Source organism: Pseudomonadota bacterium (assembly GCA_039033415.1).
GTDB lineage: Bacteria > Pseudomonadota > Gammaproteobacteria > Xanthomonadales > SZUA-38 > JANQOZ01.
The window spans coordinates 122,475-141,209 of sequence record JBCCCR010000006.1 but is presented as its reverse complement, the minus strand read 5'-3'; the positions used below and the strand labels follow the sequence as shown (position 1 = coordinate 141,209).

Here is an 18,735-nt window from a genome sequence, read left to right as displayed (position 1 = left end):
ACGCGACCGCCAAAGTCCTCCGCAGCTGGCTTGATAAGGTGGATGAAACGCTCAATGCGGCGTTTCACGATCAGGTCGATATATCTCGCATCGTTCATGGCCGGGCCCAGGCCATGGACCAGCTGGTGGTGGCGCTTTGGCGCCGAATTCTGGATCCATCGGCTCGCATCTCGCTGCTCGCCGTCGGCGGCTACGGCCGCGGTGAGCTCCACCCATTTTCCGATATTGATCTGCTGATTTTGCTGCCGAACGGCAAGCCCCCGGAAGCGGTCAGCGGCTTTATCACGCAGCTGTGGGACCTGAGGCTCGAGGTCGGGCATTCGGTGCGCACGGTTAAGGAGTGCGTCAAGGCCAGCCGAGACGATGTGAGTACCGCCACCACGCTCATGGAAACTCGGCTGCTGGCTGGCGATGAGATCCTGCCGCAGCAGCTTCGCCAGGCCCTTTCCCCCAAGCGCATCTGGCGCGGTGAGGCCTACTTCCGGGCTAAGCTTGCAGAGCAGAAAACCCGCCACAAGCGTTTCGGTGGCACCGCCTACAACCTGGAGCCCAATGTTAAGGAGGGACCAGGGGGGCTGCGCGATATCCAGACGATCGCGTGGGTGGCGAAACGACACTACGGCGCGGAATCCCTCCTGGAGACCGCGCGCGCCGGCTTCCTCACCGAGGAGGAGTACCAGGCGGTGATGGAGGGGCAACGCTACCTGTGGCGGGTCCGGTACGGCCTCCACCTCGCGGCGAAGCGTAAGGAAAACCGGCTGCTTTTTGCGCACCAGCGCGAGCTCGCCGCCCAGTTCGGCTTTGCCGACGTGCCCGGCGCCAATCTGGCGGTCGAGCAGTTTATGCAGGATTATTTCCGCCGCGTCATGCAGCTGGAGCGGCTGAACGAGCGCCTGCTGCAGGCTTTTGATGAGGATATCCTGGGGCGACGCAAGCGCAGCAGCCTGACCCGCGTCGACGACGACTTTCAGGTTCGGCAAGGCTATCTGGAGTTTGCGAGGCCAAATCCGCTGCCCGAGAACCCGCTGCTGCTGCTAAGACTGTTTCGGGTGCTGCAGGAAATTCCGGAGCTGCGCGGGGTCCGCGCCGATACGCTCCGGCAGCTTCGGGCCTCTCGGTCCCTCATCGATGAGTCGTTCCGCCGCAGCTTGGAGGCGCGCCAGATCTTTGGCGACCTGTGGCGAGACGGACGCCGGCTGCCGGAAATCCTGGAAAAAATGCATCGGTATGAGGTGCTCGACGCGTACCTGCCGGTGTTTCGGCAGATTGTCGGCCGCATGCAGTTCGACCTTTTTCATGTGTTTACGGTCGATCAGCACACGCTTGAGGTCATGAAGTATGTGCACTACTTCGCTACCCGGCGGGACGACAAAACCTATCCGATGGCCCACGACCTGTTTCGATCGCTCGCGGCCCCGGAAATTCTCTATCTCGGCGCGTTTTTCCATGATATCGCCAAGGGGCGGGGCGGCGATCACTCCGAGCTTGGAGAGCAGGATGCGCGCACCTTCTGCGCCGACCACGGGTTTTCCGAGAGCGACAGCGCGCAGGTCGCCTGGCTGGTTCGCCACCACCTGCTGATGTCGATGACTGCGCAGCGTCAGGACATCGCGGACCCGGCCGTGGTGGCGCAATTCAGTGAGCTGGTCGGCACCCGCCGCCGGCTCGACCTCCTGTACCTGCTGACGCTGGCGGACATCTCCGGCACCAGCATCAAGCTGTGGAATTCCTGGAAGGCCCGACTTTTGTCCCAGCTTTATGTCCTGACGGTGGAGGCGCTGGAGCGTGGCCCGAATAATCTGGCGGAACGCTCGGACACCATCGCTGACACCCGGGCGCGCGCCAGCGTGCTGCTGGAACGCGAGGGGATTGGCGCGGCCGCTCGCGAAACGCTGTGGGGTGACCTGAGCGACGAGTATTTTTTGCGCCACACGCCCGATCAGGTTGCCTGGCACACCCAGGAGCTGATGATCGACGGTCCGCAGGGGCCGGTGACCATGCCGCTGGTCGCCATGCGGCAGTCGGCCGATAGCGGCGCTGCGGAGCTGATGGTGTACGCGCCGAACATCGAAGGCACGTTTGCCAGCATTGTGGACTGCCTGGGTCGCAGCGGGCTCAGCGTGGTGGACGCTCGAGGTTTTACCACCGCTGACGGGCACGTGCTCGACACCTTTCTGGTGCTGGATGCCAGCGGCTCGGCGACGCTCGACAAGGCGTCGGTGCAGCGGCTGAATCAGCGGGTGCTGGATCGGCTGCGTCGTCTGCCCGACTTTGAGCCGACCAACCAGGGGAGCCGTATGCCGGCCCGCCTCAAGCCGTTTCAGCGTCGCCCAAATATCTGGTTTCGCCCCGACGCGGCCGGCCGATTCACGGAAATGGAGGTGTTCGGCTCCGACCGACCCGGACTGCTGGCGATCATCGCCGGCACGCTGATGGCCCAGAAGGTGCGTATCCACGGCGTTCGGGTGGTCACGCTGGGCGATCGAGTAGAAGATGTGTTTGTGATCAGCGATCGGGACGACCGGCCGCTGGACGAAAAGGCCAGTCATCAGCTGGAAACCGCTATACAGGAAGCCCTGGAAAATGCCTGAACTCAACGTGGAATCACTGCAATCGAGGATCGACGAGGCGTTCGAGCGACGAGCTGAACTGTCCCGCGACGAGCTCAAAGCGAAGGCAGGCGACGCCGTGGCACAGGCTATCAGCAGCCTCGAAGCGGGTACGCTGCGGGTCGCGGAACCGGGCGCCCGCGGCTGGCAGGTCAATCAGTGGCTGAAGAAGGCCGTGCTGCTGTTTTTTGCGCTCCATGACAATCGCGAGATCGACGGCGGCTACACCCGCTACTTCGACAAGGTGCCGTGCCGCTTTGCCAGCGATGATGATAGTGTCGCCGCCACCGGAGCGCGCATTGTGCCGCCGGCGACGGTTCGCCGAGGCGCTTATCTGGCGCCCAACGTGGTCGCCATGCCGAGCTATATCAACATCGGGGCCTACGTTGACGCCGGCACGATGGTGGATACCTGGGCCACCGTGGGATCCTGCGCCCAGATTGGCAAGAACGTGCATCTGTCTGGCGGTGTGGGTATCGGCGGCGTGCTCGAACCCCTTCAGGCTGGCCCCACCATCATCGAAGATAACTGTTTCATCGGCGCTCGATCTGAAGTGGTCGAGGGGGTGGTGGTCGAAGCGGGCTCGGTCATTTCGATGGGGGTGTTCATCGGTCAGAGCACCCGGATCTATAACCGGGCCACGGGGGAAGTCAGCTATGGCCGCGTCCCGGCCGGCTCGGTGGTGGTCTCGGGGTCGCTGCCGGCGGCTGACGGAAGCCACAGCCTCTACTGCGCCGTGATCGTCAAACAGGTGGATGAAAAGACCCGCGCCAAGGTGGGCATCAACGAACTGCTGCGGTCCGGCGAGTGAAGGTCTACGGCATCAAGCAGTGTGATACCTGCCGCAAAGCGCTGAAGTTTCTGGACGGACAGGGCGTCAGCTATGAGTTCGTCGACCTCCGGGAGTCTCCGGTCTCCAACGGCCAGCTTGAGAGCTGGTTTGCCGAACTGGGCGCGGACAAGCTGATCAACCGCCGGTCCACCAGCTGGCGCCAGCTCGCGGGCGACGAACAGGAGCAGGTTATGGCGGGTGACGTGGCGCTCCTGGCGGCCAACGTCACGCTCATCAAGCGCCCGCTCGTCGACTGGGGTCGGGAGCTGTCGGTGGGCTTTAGCGAAGCGCAGTGGCGGGAGCGGCTGTAACCCAGCTTTGATTGCTGCCTGAGCCGCAAATTCACGCGCTGTTGCCGATTACGGCGCTAGCCTCCCGCGCTCACTGATCTTCACCACGGAGCTCGCGTGTCCGAGTCGTTGCGCAGCGGCCTGCTGATCACCGGCAGCCAGCTGTTCCCACCCAACCTCCTGCCCGACGACGCCGGGCCAGTCTTCATGTGCGAGGACGTGGGGCTATGCATCTACGTCAAGCACCATCAGCAGAAGCTGGTGCTGTTCCTGGCCGCCATGCGCGAGTACGCGGATGAGCTGGCGCGGCGGGATTTTGACGTCACCTACCGGCAGCTCGACCCGGCATCCGAGGAGAGTTACGAGGATCGGCTCGAGGCGTTTGTCGCCGCCAACGGGCTCCAGAAGCTCGTCTGCTTCGAGCTGGAGGACCACTTCTTCGCCGAGCGCATCAGCGATTTTTGCAATGTTCATGATCTTGGGCTGGAGACGCTTCGCTCACCGATGTTCATGAGCAGTCGGGACGACTTCGCGGGCTATCTGGACTCGGTGAAAAAGCCGTTCATGGCGGATTTCTACAAGCGACAGCGCAAATCGTTTGGCCTGATGATGGACGCTGACGGCAAGCCGCGCGGGGGGCAGTGGAGCTTCGACCAGGACAACCGAAAGAAGCTGCCAGCGAAGCTGGACATTCCGGCGATGCCTGAGATGGCCTGGACCGACCATACCAAAGAGGTGGTGGCGCTGGTCAAAGAGCACTTTGCTGACCACCCGGGCAGGGCGGATGACTTTTGGTGGCCGGTCACCCGGCGCTCCGCGCTGGTATGGGTCAACCGATTCATCGAGGACCGGCTGCCTGATTTCGGGCGCTACCAGGATGCCCTGAGCAAGCGCAGCGATACCGTCTTTCACGGGGTGATTTCACCGATGATGAATCTCGGATTGATCACCCCCGCGGAGGTGCTCGAGCGGGCGCTGGAAAAGGCGGAGCGCGACGATATTCCGCTCAACAGCCTCGAGGGGTTTGTGCGGCAGGTGATCGGCTGGCGCGAGTTCATCCGTGGCGTCTACCAGCATTTCGATGAGGAACAGCGGCAACGTAACTTTTGGAACCATCATCGATCGCTCACCGACGCCTGGTTCACCGGTGAGACCGGGATTGAGCCGCTCGACCACGCGATCGACACCGTGAATAAGCTCGGTTGGTCGCACCACATCGTCCGGCTGATGGTGGTCGGCAACCTGATGAACCTTTGCGAAATCGAACCGCGCCAGGTCCACGACTGGTTTATGGTGACTCACGTCGACTCGGCGGATTGGGTCATGGGCCCGAATGTGTACGGCATGGCGCTGTTTTCCGACGGCGGGGTTTTTGCGACCAAACCCTATATCTGCGGCTCGAACTATTTGCTCAAGATGAGCGATTATTCCCGGGGCCCGTGGTGCGACGTGGTGGACGGCCTCTACTGGCGTTTCGTGGATCGGCACCGCAGCTTTTTTGCCGGGAATCACCGCCTGTCGATGATGGTCAAAACGCTGGACCGAATGAAAAGCGAGCGCCGCGACGGCATTTTTGCCGCCGCTGAACAATTCTTGAACGACTACACCGCCTGACGATGACCGACTCAAACGCACCCGTAATCTGTTGGTTTTTCAACGACCTAAGGCTCAGCGATCACGCCGCGCTGGCGGCTGCCGCCGAGCTGGGCCCGGTGCTGCCGATTTACATTCGCGATCGCGCAGCGGCCGGCACCTGGCAGGAAGGCGGCGCCAGCCGGTGGTGGCTGCATCACAGCCTGGACGACCTCGCTCGGCGAATCCGGGAGCAGGGCGGGCGGCTGGTCCTGGCCGACGGTGCCGCCGAGGAGATCCTGGAGTCGGTGGTTGAGGCGACTGGCGCCCAGGCAATCTTTTTTTCCCGGGCCTACGAGCCCTGGGCCGCTGAGCAGCAGCGGCGCGCGCATGCGCTGCTGGGTGAGCGGCTGAGCGTCAAGCGTTTTCCCGGCCGGCTGCTGCTGGAGCCCGAGCAGGTTCGCACCAACGATGGTCGCCCGTACAAGGTGTTCACGCCGTTCTGGCGTGCCTCGCTTGCGCAGATCGGCGATCGGGCCGCGCGTGAGATGCCGGATCAGCTGGACTGGTATGAAGGCGATAACGTCGCCAGCGACGATCTTGCCGCCTGGGCGCTGCTGCCGACGAAACCCGACTGGGCCGGTGGCCTGCGGGAGAGCTGGCAGCCGGGCGAGGCCGGTGCCCACGAGCGGCTCCGCGATTTTGTGACCCACGCAGCGGATGACTACGCTGAAGGCCGCGATCGGCCCGGCAAAGACCACACCTCCCGGCTTTCACCGTACCTGCACTTCGGTGAGATCAGCCCAAACCAGGTTTGGCAGGCGCTCAAGATGGCCGCCGGCTTTGGCGAGGTCAGCGGGCAGGCGAGCGACGCCTATCTTCGCGAGCTGGGCTGGCGCGACTTTTCGTACCATCTTCTGACGCTGTTTCCCGAGCTGCCCGAGGCAAATTTCCGCGACCAGTTCGATCGCTTTCCCTGGCGAAGCGACAACGTCGAGCTGGAGCACTGGCAGCGGGGCCAGACCGGCTATCCGCTGGTGGACGCGGGCATGCGTCAGCTGTGGCATACGGGCTGGATGCACAACCGGGTTCGTATGGTGGTGGGCTCGTTTCTGGTGAAACACCTGCGCCAGCACTGGCGTGCCGGTGAGGACTGGTTCTGGGATACGTTGGTCGACGCAGACCTTGCCAGCAACGCCGCTAGCTGGCAATGGGTTGCCGGCAGCGGCGCCGACGCTGCGCCTTACTTCCGCATCTTCAATCCGATGAGTCAGGGCGAAAAATTCGACCCGGATGGTGCCTACGTTCGACGCTGGGTGCCGGAGTTGGCAAAGGTGCCGCAGAAATTTCTGAATCGCCCGTGGGAAGCGCCGGTGGAGATCTTAAGAAAAGCTGGCGTTGAGCTCGGGACGGACTACCCACATCCCATCGTCGACCACCGAGAGGCTCGGGAAGCCGCGCTGGCGGCGCTTCAGGAGAGCAAGGGCTAGCCTAAACTACCGGGCCTGCGGCGCCGGCCGCTGCGCCTCAGTGTGAAGCGCTTCTTCTCGGGAGCGTCTCGGTGAGCGAGATCCCCTCATGCGCGGCCACCTCGGTGAGCGCCGCCTCAAAGGCAGCGCGTGCTCGTGATGCGGTGAGGTGGAGGTTGCGGTGAATCTGGGCGTCGGCGGCGTTTTTTGACTCGCAGTTGGCGCTGTACGCCTCGAAATCCATCAGCGTTGCGACAATCTCCGCAACGTGCCCCGGACACTCACAGCCGATGCTCGGCTGGATGGTCATCAGACGCGCCAGCAGCTCCTTGCTGTAGCGCTGCGGCGGCGGCCTGTCGCCATTGAGGTTCGGTTCGGTTCGCGCGGCCACCATCGATACGACCTGACGCTGCAGCTCCTGGTAATCGACCGGCATACGCAGGCAAATCACGTCAGCGGCGCGCAGGCGGGCGGCGTCGGTGCGGGTGCTGAATCGATAGAGCACCACCAGACACCGGGCGCCCGTCAGCCGCCGAATCGTGTGCAGCGTTTCTTCGGGCTGCTCCCCGAGGCTGCAGGTTTCAACGATCACCGCGTCAGCGCGCGTCCCGTCGAGTTCAGCGGCATCGCTGCCGCTGGCAATGACGTCCAGCGACGGGGACAGCGGGTTGTGATACTCCAGCAGCGCGGGCAGGAATTCTCCCAGCACAGCTACCTTAAACGCGTTTTCGCTTCGCGGCTCGCGGGGCATCAGGGTTGCCAGCGAGCGGGCTTTGAGCCGTTCGGTTGTGAGTCCAGCCAGTTCGCTGATGCTGTGGCCGGCGTCGACCAGCTCCTTCAGCAGCGTCAGCCGCGCCACCTGCACGCTCGTGTAGCGGCGGTCACCGCCGTCGCTGCGCAGCGGCGTCACCACCTGATATCGGTCTTCCCATTTGCGGAGGCTATGCGTGGTTAAGCCCGTCAGGCGGGCAACAGCCCCGATGGAGAACAGATTGTGAGCATTTTCGGCCATAGTCATTGGACGGAGGTAACCATAAAGGCGAAGATTCTAGACAAAATTCTTCGACAAGTCCTCCTATTTGGGCAAGAAATTAGAAAAATCTGAAAAGCGTCTAGATTTTCACCGGAAATTCACGAGCATTGTCTAGAATAGGGGTTGTTGAAAGCGGGGGCCCGGCCGAACGTTCCTCCCCATTCTCCCCTCCCTCGGTCGGGTCCCCTCCCTCTACAAAGCTACGCCCGCGGCATTCCTTAATTTTCTCCCTTAAACGCGTTGCCGCACGTTTGGACGTCGTCCTTTTTGTCCATGGCGACCGCAAAAAAAAGGCGCTGAACCCGCAGGCCAGCGCCTTTTTCGAAAAAGGTTTGGGTTTTCTAGCGAGCGATTGCCGCCTGGATGGCCTTGACGAGTTCAGGATCGTTCGGCTGCGTTCGGGGCGTGAAGCTCCGGATTAACTTGCCGTCGCGCCCAACTAGGTACTTCTGGAAGTTCCAGGTCGGCGCTTTATCGGCCGCCGCGAGCTGCTTGAAAAGCGGATGTGCGTCGCCGCCTTTGACCAAGGTCTTCTCGAACATCGGAAACTCCACGCCGTAGGTCAGACGACAAAACTCCTCGATCTGCTCTTCGGTGCCAGGCTCCTGACCCATGAAATCGTTGGAGGGGAAACCCAGCACGGCGAAACCCTGCTCGCGGTATTCCTCATACATGGCTTCCAGACCGTCGTACTGAGGCGTATTGCCGCATTTGCTTGCCGTGTTGACCAGCAGCAGTACGTCACCTTCGTAGGTTTCGCACAGGTTGACAGAATCGTCGGACGCGAGCTTACGGAAATCGTGGTTGAGTAGATCGCAGCTCTGGCCGGAGGCGGCCAGTAGCAGTATTCCCATTAGGCTTTGCATGGTGCTGTCTCCAAAAACCGCGAACGGTATTTCACGCCCGGTCAACCGCTTGTGAAGGTTGGCAGACGGGGCAGTAATAAAGCCGCCGACCGGAGGCTTCGATGCGCCTCACCAGCGTGCCGCAGCGGTGACACGGAAGCTCCGCGCGCGCGAAGACAAAATGCCGCAGCGCTGCCCGCTTGAATCCCTGCTTCTTCAGCTTGGCGGCAATTTTGGGGTCGTTGGTGATGCCCCCGGTTTCGTAGCTTCGCTGCGTGATGAGCAGCGTTTGTTTGGCCAGCTTTCGCACCTGAGCGTCGCTGAGATCCGCCAGACGACAATCGGGCGGCAGCCCGGCGCAGAACAGGATTTCCGACCGCAGATAGTTACCCGTGCCGGCAACAAAATGTTGGTCGAGCATCAGGGCGGCCAATGACCGCCTGGCGAACCGCGGCTGGCGAAAGTGTTTGAACAGCTGCTGGGGCGTCGGATCATCGGAAAGCACGTCAACGCCCGCGCGGGCAAGAAACGGGTGCTCCTGCAGGCGGTCTGACTCGAGCACCCGGATCTCGGAGGCGCTGTATAGCAGCGCCGCACGGTTCTCCGTTTCCAGCTGCCACCGCAAGCTTCGCCGGGTGTTGGGATGCCGGTCTCGCGCCACAAAATACCAGCGCCCGTAGAGCTGGTTGTGGCTGTAAACCGTGAGACCACAGTCAAAGGCGGTCAGCAGCGCCTTTCCCCTGGTCTTCACGCTGATGACCCTACTGTTAGTGAGTGCTGCCGCGTGTCGTTGCGCGTCGGGATGGGCAAACCACACGGTTTCCAGCGGCTCCCCGAGCACGGTTTTGGCCAGCTTGTCGGCCACACGTTTAATTTCTGGACCCTCAGGCATGCCTCATGGAATCAGAGCAACTGTCCCCGCTTCGTGAACGTTAATGAGCCGAGAGAGAGAATCAAAAAACTGTCGGGTCTGTGGCCGGGTCATCACCTGGCGCAAAAAGTGGGCCCGAGACTGGGACCAGGTGCGGTATTGCTCCAAAGCCTGCAGCCAGAGCGGGCTCCGCGACGAGGACCAGGAGCTGGAGGCGGCGATCGTGACGCTGCTAAGCGAGCGGGCCGCCGGTGCCACTATTTGTCCGAGCGAGGCCGCGCGACGCGTTGCACCCGATGAGGACAACTGGCGGCCGCTGATGGAACGGACGCGGATGGCTGCCCGTCGGCTTCACCACGTGGGGCGACTGGAAATCCTTCAGCGGGGACGCCCCATCGATCCCTCCAGGGCAAAAGGCCCGGTGCGCTTGCGCCTGGTGAAATAGCTGGCTGACGGGCCCATCACCGCATCCCCTTGAGATCCCTCTATGATCGAATTTTTGCCGAGCCGACAAGCCGGCCTTGAGCGGCTGGACGCTTTTTTGCCGCGCGCTGGTCGCCGATACCAGCGCGATCGTAACTTCGACCTGGGTCCGGATCGTCGGGACAACGTCTCGTGTTTGTCGCCGTGGCTGAGCCATCGGTTGCTGAGCGACTGGGAGGTTGTGCAGGCTGCGATGGATCATCACGGCTTGGATGCTGCCGAGAAGTTCGTCGACGAAGTGATGTGGCGCACCTACTGGCGTGGCTGGCTGGAGCAGCATCGTCAGGTTTGGGACGATTATCAGGCAACCCTGAGCGCTCCTTTGCCGGCGGCACTGGAAAAAGCCGTGGCGCGGGCGACCGCCGGCCAGACGGGTATCGAGTGTTTTGACGTCTGGGCTGATGAGCTGACCCGCTTTGGTTACCTGCACAACCATGCCCGCATGTGGTTTGCGAGCATTTGGGTCTTTACGCTCAAGCTGCCCTGGGAGCGCGGTGCTGACTGGTTTTTGCGCCATCTCGTCGATGGCGACGCAGCGTCAAATACGTTGTCGTGGCGCTGGGTGGCGGGGTTTCAAACGGTCGGCAAAACCTATCTCGCGCGCGAAGACAATATTCGCCGCTTCACCGAGGGACGCTTCTCGGAGACGCCTGGGCTCGCTCAGAGCGCCGGCGAGCTTCCGGACGTGGAGCGCCCCGCGCTTAACGCTGTTGAGCATCAGCGGGATGTCATTGACGGTCGTGCCGTGTTTCTTCTGACGGAAACCGACCTATTCCGTCCAGAGCTGGACGCCGGTTGCGAGGTTGCGGCTATCGGATCGCTGTCGCTGCGGCGATTCAAGTCAAATCAGCTGCGGGGTGACGTCGCGGATTCTTTCAGCGGCGGCGCGTTGTCGGACGCCACCGCGAGGCTGAACGATCGCTTTGGCGTGGGAGCGTCAAGCTCACTGGCCGACGTGGGTGAAGTGGTGGCGTTTGCCAGAGACCACGGTGTGGCCAGCGTGGTCATGAGCCGCTGCCCCGTCGGGCCAGGACGTACGCAAATCGACGACCTGTCCAACCGGTTGGCCGACGCAGGGATTCGATTTAAGGAGATCAGCCGGCGCTGGGATGAAGTGTGCTGGCCTTACTGCAAGAAAGGGTTTTTCCAGTTTCGGCAGCGGATCCCGGAGATTGTCGCCGATCTGTCGCAGTTTCCCGGAGCGTGAAGCTCCGGGAAACTCGAAAGGCAAGCTGGCTTAGCTTTGCGGCGGCAGGATCACTGCGTCGATCACGTGGATCACGCCGTTGCTGGCCATGATGTCCGTCGCGGTCACGGTGGCTTGATTCACCTTCACGGTGCCGCCTTCCACGGCGATGCTCACGGGGCTGCCCTGGACGGTGGTAGCTTCGGTCAGGTTAACCACGTCAGCGGCTTTCACTTTACCGGCCACCACGTGATAGGTCAGAACCGCCTTCAGCTGGTCGATGTTCTCGGGCTTCAGCAGCGTTTCGACCGTGCCGGCCGGCAGAGCGGCAAAAGCGGCGTCGGTGGGCGCAAAAACCGTGAACGGGCCGTCGCCTTTCAGCACGTCGACCAGGCCAGCGGCGGTCAGGGCTGCGGCCAGCGTCTCGAAGCTGCCTGCGGCAACAGCGGTGTCGACAATGTCTTTCTTTTCGTGGTGACCCGCCAGGGCCGGAAACGCCATCACGGCGGTCAGAACAGAAGCAAGAAGAAATTTCATGAGTGATGCTCTCATCAGGTTTGGGAAGAGCGGCGAGTAGAACCCGGAGATCATGCTTTTGCGGTTAAGCCGACGTGACGAGCGCCTTGATGTACATGAAATTGCCGTGAATCTATTGAGGGTGGTGCTGGTCACACTCTGGACGCCGCGCCACTCCCCCAAAAGCCGCTCAGCATTAGGTATACTCGCCCGCTTCCAATCCCCGTCATCCGCTGCAGGAGACTCCGAAAAGCATGGACATGAAGAGACTGACCACCCTCGCCGCAGCCATCGCTGTAGGCCTCAGCTCCACCGCCTCTGCGCAGGTTCTGGAAGAAATTGTCGTAACAGCCCAGAAACGCTCTGAAAACCTTCAGGACGTGCCGATTTCCATCGCCGCGCTAGACAACAGTACGGTGACTGCCGTCTTGTCTGGCGGTGCCGATGTGTTGGCGCTGTCAGCGCGCGTCCCGGGACTCTATGTGGAGTCTTCCAACGGTCGCGTCGCGCCGCGTTTTTACATTCGTGGCCTCGGCAACATCGATTTTGATAACGCCGCATCGCAGCCGGTGTCGGTGATCATGGACGATGTGGTCATGGAAAACGTGATCCTGAAAAGCTTCCCGCTCTTCGATATCGACCAGGTTGAAGTGGTTCGGGGGCCGCAGGGAACGCTCTTCGGCCGAAACACGACAGCAGGTCTGGTGAAGATCGACTCAAAAGGGCCCAGCCAGGAATTCGAGGCCGATCTCGGTTTGACGGTTGGCCGGCTAGGCACCGTGATTGCTGAGGGCGGCATCGGTGGCGGTTTGTCCGAGACGCTGTCCGGTCGCATCTCCTTCCTCGCCAACCGGCGCGATGACTGGATCGACAACCTGTTTACCGGTGCTGACGACGTCGAAGGCGGGCACGAAGAGTTCGCCCTGCGCGCCAAGCTGCTGTGGGAACCGAGTGACGATCTGAACGCGCTGTTTACCCTCCGGTGGCGCGATCTGGACGGTCCCGCTTCCTATTTCCGGGCCAACATCCTGACGCCGGGCAGCAATCGCCTGAATCAGAACTTCGACCGCGACGGCGTCTACCACGATGCCGGCCAGGCGATCGGCGACATGGAGCAGTGGGGCTTCACCGCCAAGGTTAACTGGGATCTGGGTGACATGGTGCTCACGTCCATCACCGGCTTCGATGACGGCGAACGTACGGCGTTTGGCGACATCGACGGCGGGTTTGGCGCGGGTTTTCTGCCGGTAGAGTTTCCCGGGCCGATTCCCTTTCCTTCAGCTACCGGCGGCACGGCCGACACCGATCAGTTCACCCAGGAAATTCGACTGGCCAGCGACACCGCTGAATCGTTCCGCTGGCAGGCCGGCTTCTATTATTTCGAGAGTGAGCTGACTGACGTCACCGACCCGGGCTTTGTGCCGCCGTCGACCATCACGCGCGATGATGAGCTGTGGGCGCTGTTCGCACAGGGCGCCTGGGACCTCAATGACCGCACTACGGTGACGGCCGGCATTCGCTATACCAATGACGAAAAAGAGCTCAACGCGTTTAACAACCCCGGTGCTCCGGTGCCGACCACTAACCTTGAAGACGATGAGCTCAGTGGCGACATCAGCCTGACTTACCGCGTCAACGACGACGTCAACGTGTTCGGCCGCTACGCACGAGGCTTCCGCGGCCCGTCGATTCAGGGCCGGGACATTGCGTTTGGCGGACAGCCGTCAACCGCCGCGTCCGAGATCATCGATTCGCTGGAGTTCGGCGTCAAGAGTCAGCTGTTTGATGACCAGCTGCGGGCGAACGTCACGGCTTACGTCTACGATATCGAAGACCTGCAGCTGACCGCTGTCGGCGGCACCGGCAATAACGTTCAGCTCGTCAGCGTCGAGGGCGGTGCCGGGTACGGTATCGAGGCCGACATCCAGTGGGCCGCCTCTGAGAATCTGACGATCGCCGCCGGTTATGCCTATAACTACACCGAAATCGAGGATTCCAACCTCCTGGTGCCGGTTTGTGGTTCCGAGATCTGTACCCCCACCGATCCGCTGGTGATGTCACCGGCCGGTCTTGTGGCCGAGGTTGACGGCAACCCGTTCCCCAACGCGCCGCGCTCGACGTTCAACGTGACGGCGGACTACGTTTATCCGCTGAGCAACGGTAACGAAGTGTTTTTTGGCCTCGACTACGTTCGGACCGGACGCACGGAGATCTTTATCTACGAGAGCCGCGAGTTTAACCACAGCGGTAACTCCGAGCTGGGTCTGGAAGTTGGCTACTCGATGAACAACGATCAGTATCGTTTCTCGTTGTTCGGTCGTAACGTCACCGACGAAGAAAACCTGATTGGTGGTATCGACTTCAATAACAACACCGGCTTCGTCAACGAGCCTCGAGTGTGGGGCCTGACATTCCGGGGTCGGTGGGAATAAGACAACGCGCGAAGCTGTAATCCCGCAAAAAAAATGCCCGGCGAGAGCGCCGGGCAAGCGGGGAGGGTCAAACTGAATTGTCCATCTGCATCAGACTGCCATCTGATGCGGGGCGAAGCATAGCCGATCAATGTTGCGGCTATATGAAAACGACAACTTCACAAGACTCAACCAGGAGGGGACCTTCCATGGTGATGAAACAGTTTCGTGCGGCCACATTCCCACTGAAATCGCGCGCGCTCGCCGCGGCGTGTCGCAGGCTGACCCGCGGTGCCCAGCGGGGTCAGCTGCCGGCGCGCGGTGACGTGGTCCGCTTGGCGCTCGCCTGGGGCAACCTGGGTTACGCCGCGGGCTTTTCTTACCTGAACTTTGTCGCCGGCCACGTCGGCCGTAACCCAGGCCCTATCTTGGAGTGTGGCTCCGGAGCCACAACCCTGCTGATGGGGGCCCTGACGCGCCACCGACAAACGCCGATACGCGTGCTGGAACACAACCGCGACTGGTACGACTACCTGTGTCGGATTCTCGAGGCTCTGCGGTTCGAGCATGTTCAGATGCGGTATGCACCGCTCACCGACTATGACAACTTTCAGTGGTATCAGGCACCTGCCCAGATCGTTGATCCGTTTCGTCTAGTGGTCTGTGATGGCCCGCCAAGTTCCACCTCTGGAGGGCGCTACGGCCTGGTGCCCGTCATGCAGGACCAGCTCGCTAAAGATTGCGTCATCCTGCTCGACGACACCCATCGTCGCGGCGAGCAGGACGCGATCGCTGGCTGGCAGCGTCTGGGTCAGCTTCGCGCGAACCGGCAGGGTCGATTGGGCCGCTTTGCTGAGGTATCACTCGGGGTCACCAGCGCGGCGCAATGAGCGGTGTCCTGGTCACCGGCAGCAGCGGCCATCTGGGCGACGCACTGGTCCGCCGACTGACCGGGGAATGCCGCATTGTCGGCTTGGATCTGACCCCTTCATACACTACCTCACACGAGGGTTCGGTCGACGATCCCGAGCTGGTGGCCGAGTGTATGCGCGACGTGTCGGTGGTGTATCACACCGCCACCCTGCACAAGCCGCATGTGGCCACCCACAGCCGCCAGCAGTTTGTAGATACCAATATCTCCGGCACGCTGACGCTGCTGGAGGCGGCCCTGCGTGCTGGCGTCAATGCCTTCATTTTTACCAGCACCACCAGCGCGTTTGGGGGCAATCTGAAGCCTCCGGCCGGCGAGCCTGCGGCCTGGATCACCGAGCAGATGCCCTCGGTGCCCAAAAATATCTATGGCGCCACCAAAACCGCTGCGGAGGACCTCTGCCATCTATTCCAGCGTCGCTTCGGCTTGCCGTGTCTGGCGCTGCGCACCTCGCGGTTTTTCCCCGAGGAAGACGACAGCCGGGAAATCCGGGAATCCTATGAGGACGCCAACGCCAAGGCGAATGAGTACCTGCACCGCCGAGTCGATATCGCGGATATCGTTGACGCTCACCTGCTCGCGGCGGAGAAGGCGCCTGAGCTGGACTTCGAGCGTCTGATCATCAGCGCAACCACGCCGTTCCTCAAGGAAGACCTGGAACTGCTGCGCCGGGACGCGCCGGCGGTTCTGAAGCGGCGGATTCCTGCGTTTGAGGCGATTTATCAGGAGCTGGGTTGGAAGATGTTTCCGACGCTCGATCGGGTTTACGTCAACGAGCGGGCTCGCTCGATCCTGGGCTGGCGACCCAAATACAGTTTTGAAACGGTGCTCAAGGCGCTGGCCGAAGGGCGCGATCCTCGGAGCGAGCTGGCGCGGACTGTGGGCAGTAAGGGCTATCACGACCAGTCGTTCGATGAGGGTCCTTACCCGGTAGAGACTGAGTGAGTTCAATGGATCTGGTATTCATCCACGGCCCGGCGGCGGCCGGCAAATACACCATCGGTCGGGCGCTGAGTGAACTCACCGGTCTGCCGCTGCTGCACAACCATCTTGCCGTCGATGCGGCCAGCACGTTATTCGAATTCGGTACGCCGGGATTTCAGGAGCTGCGGGCGGCGCTGTGGCGAAGCTGTTTTGAGGCAGCCGCCCGGCACCGCCGATCATTCATCTTTACCTTCCATCCAGAGGCCAGCGTCGACCCGGCGCTCATCGATCAGCTGACTGCGGCGGTCACCGATCCGCACGGTCCCGCAGGCCACGTGCATTTTGTGGCGCTGACGGTCAGTCGTGATTCGCTCCTAGGGCGCCTGGACAACGCCAGCCGGCACGAGTTTGGCAAGTTGACGGACCCGAAGCTGTACGCGGAGATTGAGCGCGCCGGTGGCTTCGATTTTCCCGCGTTGCCCGAACCGCTGCTGACCGTCGACACGGATCGCTACAGCGCCCAGGCCGCAGCCGAGCTGATCTACCGCGGGCTGGTCGACGCGGGTGCTGACCTTTGAAGCAATCGGGTTCCGGTACGGATACTGAACCGGACTCTGAGCCAGACTCTGACCAAGGGCAGCAGGCGGCCGACGAAAGTAACCTGCCTTAACGGCACGCCGGCGGCGGCGGGCTAAACTACTCACTGAATTCTCCGATTGAGTTGTCGTTGTCGATGAACCACTCACCGTACATCCAATGGAAAGCCCGACCGGCCAAGCTTACGCGCACTCTGTTGGCCGGCGTGGCCCTCACGGCTCTGCTGGCGCTGCCTTGGCCAGCACCGGCGGAGGAGGCACTGTGGTCTGCCGTCGGCGGTAAGGCGAGCTGGTGGTTCGACGCCAAAGCACTGCAAAACCTCGGTCTCAAAACGGAGGGAGCAGACGAACCGCAGGCTGATGGCCGCGGCAGGCTGAAGCTCGATGTGCCAATCAGCCGGACCGGCACGCTGGAGTTTGACGGGACGCTCGGTCGCTTTAACCGGCTCCGCGGCGGCTCGCTGCTGCTCGACGGAGGATCGGTGCTTGCGGGTCCCGGGGGGCGAGTCGACCTGCGTAACCTCCGGCTCACACCGCTTGCCGGTACCCGGGACACGGCCCTCGCGGCGCGGCTGCCGGGCGGCCAGGTAGCGCTGACGCTCCGCTATGGACACTTCGAATATCTGCCGACCGCGTCGCGCCTCAATGCCCACATCATGGACGCATTTGCCGGCCCCGCGCTGGCGGTTGCCATCGGCGGCGCCGAGGCGGAGGGTCAGTATGTCGGGCAGGTGAGCCTGTCGCTGGAGGTCATCGCGCCGCAGCGGGCGGCGGCAGCCAAGCAGACGGCCTGCGGCGCTAGCCCCAACTGGCCAACGCTTCCCGGCTTTGCAGCAAACCTCGAAATGCAGGCGATCGACCAAATTGTGGAGACGGCGACGAGCCGAGCCGGCGGCCGGGTCGCCATCACGCCGTCCGCTTTCTTCCGCAATATCGGCAATGCCGACATCCCCTGGTACTCCATGTTCACCGTGCCGAGCTCCGACAGCGTGATCGGTAATGAGGGGCCGGATCAGAACGACGATCCCGACTGCCTGGATAACGGCAGCGGCCATTGCCAGCCCTACGGCGTAGATCAGGGTGGTTTGCTGGTCTGGAACGTCTACCGGCTAACAGACGGCGTGCTGGAGCAGCTCGGTCGGTCGGCGGTGAAACACGCCTGGAACTCGATCAACGGGAGCTGCAGCTGTTCCGGTGGCAGGATCGTTGGCGCTGGCTGCACGGACCTCTACGGGGTCGGCAACAACTCGGACCGGGACGTCCTGGGTCCGCGGAGCGAGGTGGTGCCCGCGCAGGCCCTGTGGGAGAGCGTCGATTCGATCTGGGACGGCGACGGCGACGGTCGGTGCGATACGCTGAACCCCGGCGGTTTCCCGCACGACGCTTCCTGGTGCCGCAATACGCCCACCGACGAGTTCGATCGGCGCTTGGTCGTACAGGAGGCTGATCTTCAGGACCCGGCGGCCCGCTACTTCCTGGAGGCCTGGTACCTGGTGCGAGATGACGCCGACGTATTTGATTCGATGGGCTTTCAGGAGATCAGTCCCGAGTTTGTGCCCGGGCTGGGCGCCAACGGGATCTGGCGTTTCCCCTGCACCAACGGCAACTGCAGTCAGACGTTTGTCGGCGGCCCGGTCCTCAACCGGTTTGTCGATCACGGTGCACCGACCGCAGACCAGACGTCGGACGAAGCGGCGGGACCCGAAGGGCATTACCGTCTCGCCAGCGAAGTGACGCCGCTGCCGGGCGGGCGTTTCCGCTATCGCTACACGCTCATGAGCTTTGACTACAACCGAGGCTTTCTGGGCGCCTCCATACCCTTAAGCGCGGGGGCAGACATCGACGCCGCGTACTTCACCGACGGTGACCCGGATCCCGGCAACGACTGGCAGCTGACTATCGACAGCAACTCGGTTGACTTCCTGGCGCCAGCCAGCGGGAACCTATCCTGGGGTGGCCTCGTCAGCTTCGGCTTCGACGCGGCGTCACCCCCCACCGAACAGCCGGTCCGTTTGAGCATCGATCTCGGCTCGGTGCCTGGCACCACCACACTGAGGGCTGCCGCGCCGGTGGAGCGTATTTTCGGCGACGGTTTCGAAACGCGCTGACCAGCGCTCACTGGGACCGGGTCAGCGTCCTGCAGTAGACTAGGGCCTCAAACAAGAAT

The 18,735-nt window shown here is 62.4% G+C and carries 16 protein-coding genes; 12 read left to right on the top strand and 4 right to left on the bottom strand.

Annotated elements, in window-relative coordinates; all coding sequences use genetic code 11:
* Positions 1–38 precede the first annotated feature (38 nt).
* The 5 genes from glnD to AAF358_06480 all read left to right on the top strand — a co-directional run bounded on the left by glnD (position 39) and on the right by AAF358_06480 (position 6,793).
* A complete protein-coding gene (gene glnD, locus AAF358_06500) occupies positions 39–2,591 on the top strand; it encodes a [protein-PII] uridylyltransferase (protein ID MEM7705185.1) in 2,553 nt (850 codons plus the stop codon).
* Positions 2,584–3,420: a 2,3,4,5-tetrahydropyridine-2,6-dicarboxylate N-succinyltransferase gene (gene dapD, locus AAF358_06495; GenBank protein ID MEM7705184.1), complete on the top strand. Its 837-nt coding sequence runs from the start codon at positions 2,584–2,586 to the stop codon at positions 3,418–3,420. The genes glnD and dapD overlap by 8 nt, the downstream gene beginning before the upstream one ends.
* The gene (locus AAF358_06490) at positions 3,417–3,752 is read left to right on the top strand and encodes a Spx/MgsR family RNA polymerase-binding regulatory protein (protein ID MEM7705183.1); all 336 of its coding nucleotides are present in this window, start codon (positions 3,417–3,419) and stop codon (positions 3,750–3,752) included. Before dapD ends, AAF358_06490 begins: the two co-directional genes overlap by 4 nt.
* A 96-nt stretch (positions 3,753–3,848) precedes the next feature.
* Positions 3,849–5,345 (top strand): cryptochrome/photolyase family protein, encoded by a 1,497-nt coding sequence (locus tag AAF358_06485; GenBank protein MEM7705182.1) that lies wholly within the window; start codon positions 3,849–3,851, stop codon positions 5,343–5,345.
* A 2-nt stretch (positions 5,346–5,347) separates the two neighbouring features.
* Positions 5,348–6,793, top strand: a complete 1,446-nt coding sequence (locus AAF358_06480) for a deoxyribodipyrimidine photo-lyase (GenBank protein ID MEM7705181.1) — start codon at positions 5,348–5,350, stop codon at positions 6,791–6,793.
* 37 nt (positions 6,794–6,830) lie between these two features.
* Here the strand turns inward: AAF358_06480 and AAF358_06475 are convergent, their stop codons facing one another.
* The 3 genes from AAF358_06475 to nei form a co-directional block, all read right to left on the bottom strand.
* Positions 6,831–7,790 (bottom strand): MerR family transcriptional regulator, encoded by a 960-nt coding sequence (locus tag AAF358_06475; protein ID MEM7705180.1) that lies wholly within the window; start codon positions 7,788–7,790, stop codon positions 6,831–6,833.
* 356 nt (positions 7,791–8,146) lie between these two features.
* The gene (locus AAF358_06470; GenBank protein ID MEM7705179.1) at positions 8,147–8,659 is read right to left on the bottom strand and encodes a glutathione peroxidase; all 513 of its coding nucleotides are present in this window, start codon (positions 8,657–8,659) and stop codon (positions 8,147–8,149) included.
* A gap of 43 nt (positions 8,660–8,702) precedes the next feature.
* The gene (gene nei, locus AAF358_06465; protein ID MEM7705178.1) at positions 8,703–9,542 is read right to left on the bottom strand and encodes an endonuclease VIII; all 840 of its coding nucleotides are present in this window, start codon (positions 9,540–9,542) and stop codon (positions 8,703–8,705) included.
* 43 nt (positions 9,543–9,585) lie between these two features.
* On the opposite strand from nei, the gene AAF358_06460 reads away from it, so the two are divergent.
* The gene (locus AAF358_06460) at positions 9,586–9,966 is read left to right on the top strand and encodes a DUF2256 and DUF3253 domain-containing protein (GenBank protein MEM7705177.1); all 381 of its coding nucleotides are present in this window, start codon (positions 9,586–9,588) and stop codon (positions 9,964–9,966) included.
* 42 nt (positions 9,967–10,008) lie between these two features.
* Positions 10,009–11,211: an FAD-binding domain-containing protein gene (locus tag AAF358_06455; protein ID MEM7705176.1), complete on the top strand. Its 1,203-nt coding sequence runs from the start codon at positions 10,009–10,011 to the stop codon at positions 11,209–11,211.
* Between the two features lie 30 nt (positions 11,212–11,241).
* Here AAF358_06455 and AAF358_06450 read toward each other — a convergent pair whose 3' ends face one another.
* Positions 11,242–11,727, bottom strand: a complete 486-nt coding sequence (locus AAF358_06450; protein ID MEM7705175.1) for a fasciclin domain-containing protein — start codon at positions 11,725–11,727, stop codon at positions 11,242–11,244.
* Between the two features lie 239 nt (positions 11,728–11,966).
* Here AAF358_06450 and AAF358_06445 point away from each other — a divergent pair, with 239 nt between their 5' ends.
* The 5 genes from AAF358_06445 (at position 11,967) to AAF358_06425 (ending at position 18,676) form a co-directional block, all read left to right on the top strand.
* Positions 11,967–14,138 (top strand): TonB-dependent receptor, encoded by a 2,172-nt coding sequence (locus AAF358_06445; GenBank protein MEM7705174.1) that lies wholly within the window; start codon positions 11,967–11,969, stop codon positions 14,136–14,138.
* 194 nt (positions 14,139–14,332) lie between these two features.
* A complete protein-coding gene (locus tag AAF358_06440) occupies positions 14,333–15,007 on the top strand; it encodes a hypothetical protein (protein ID MEM7705173.1) in 675 nt (224 codons plus the stop codon).
* Entirely contained in the window at positions 15,004–15,993 is a 990-nt protein-coding gene (locus tag AAF358_06435; GenBank protein MEM7705172.1) for an NAD(P)-dependent oxidoreductase, read from the top strand. The genes AAF358_06440 and AAF358_06435 overlap by 4 nt, the downstream gene beginning before the upstream one ends.
* The gene (locus tag AAF358_06430; GenBank protein MEM7705171.1) at positions 15,990–16,550 is read left to right on the top strand and encodes a shikimate kinase; all 561 of its coding nucleotides are present in this window, start codon (positions 15,990–15,992) and stop codon (positions 16,548–16,550) included. The genes AAF358_06435 and AAF358_06430 overlap by 4 nt, the downstream gene beginning before the upstream one ends.
* A 155-nt stretch (positions 16,551–16,705) precedes the next feature.
* Positions 16,706–18,676 carry a hypothetical protein gene (locus AAF358_06425; GenBank protein MEM7705170.1) on the top strand — a complete coding sequence of 657 codons (1,971 nt, stop codon included), beginning with the start codon at positions 16,706–16,708 and terminating at the stop codon, positions 18,674–18,676.
* Positions 18,677–18,735: the final 59 nt, after the last annotated feature.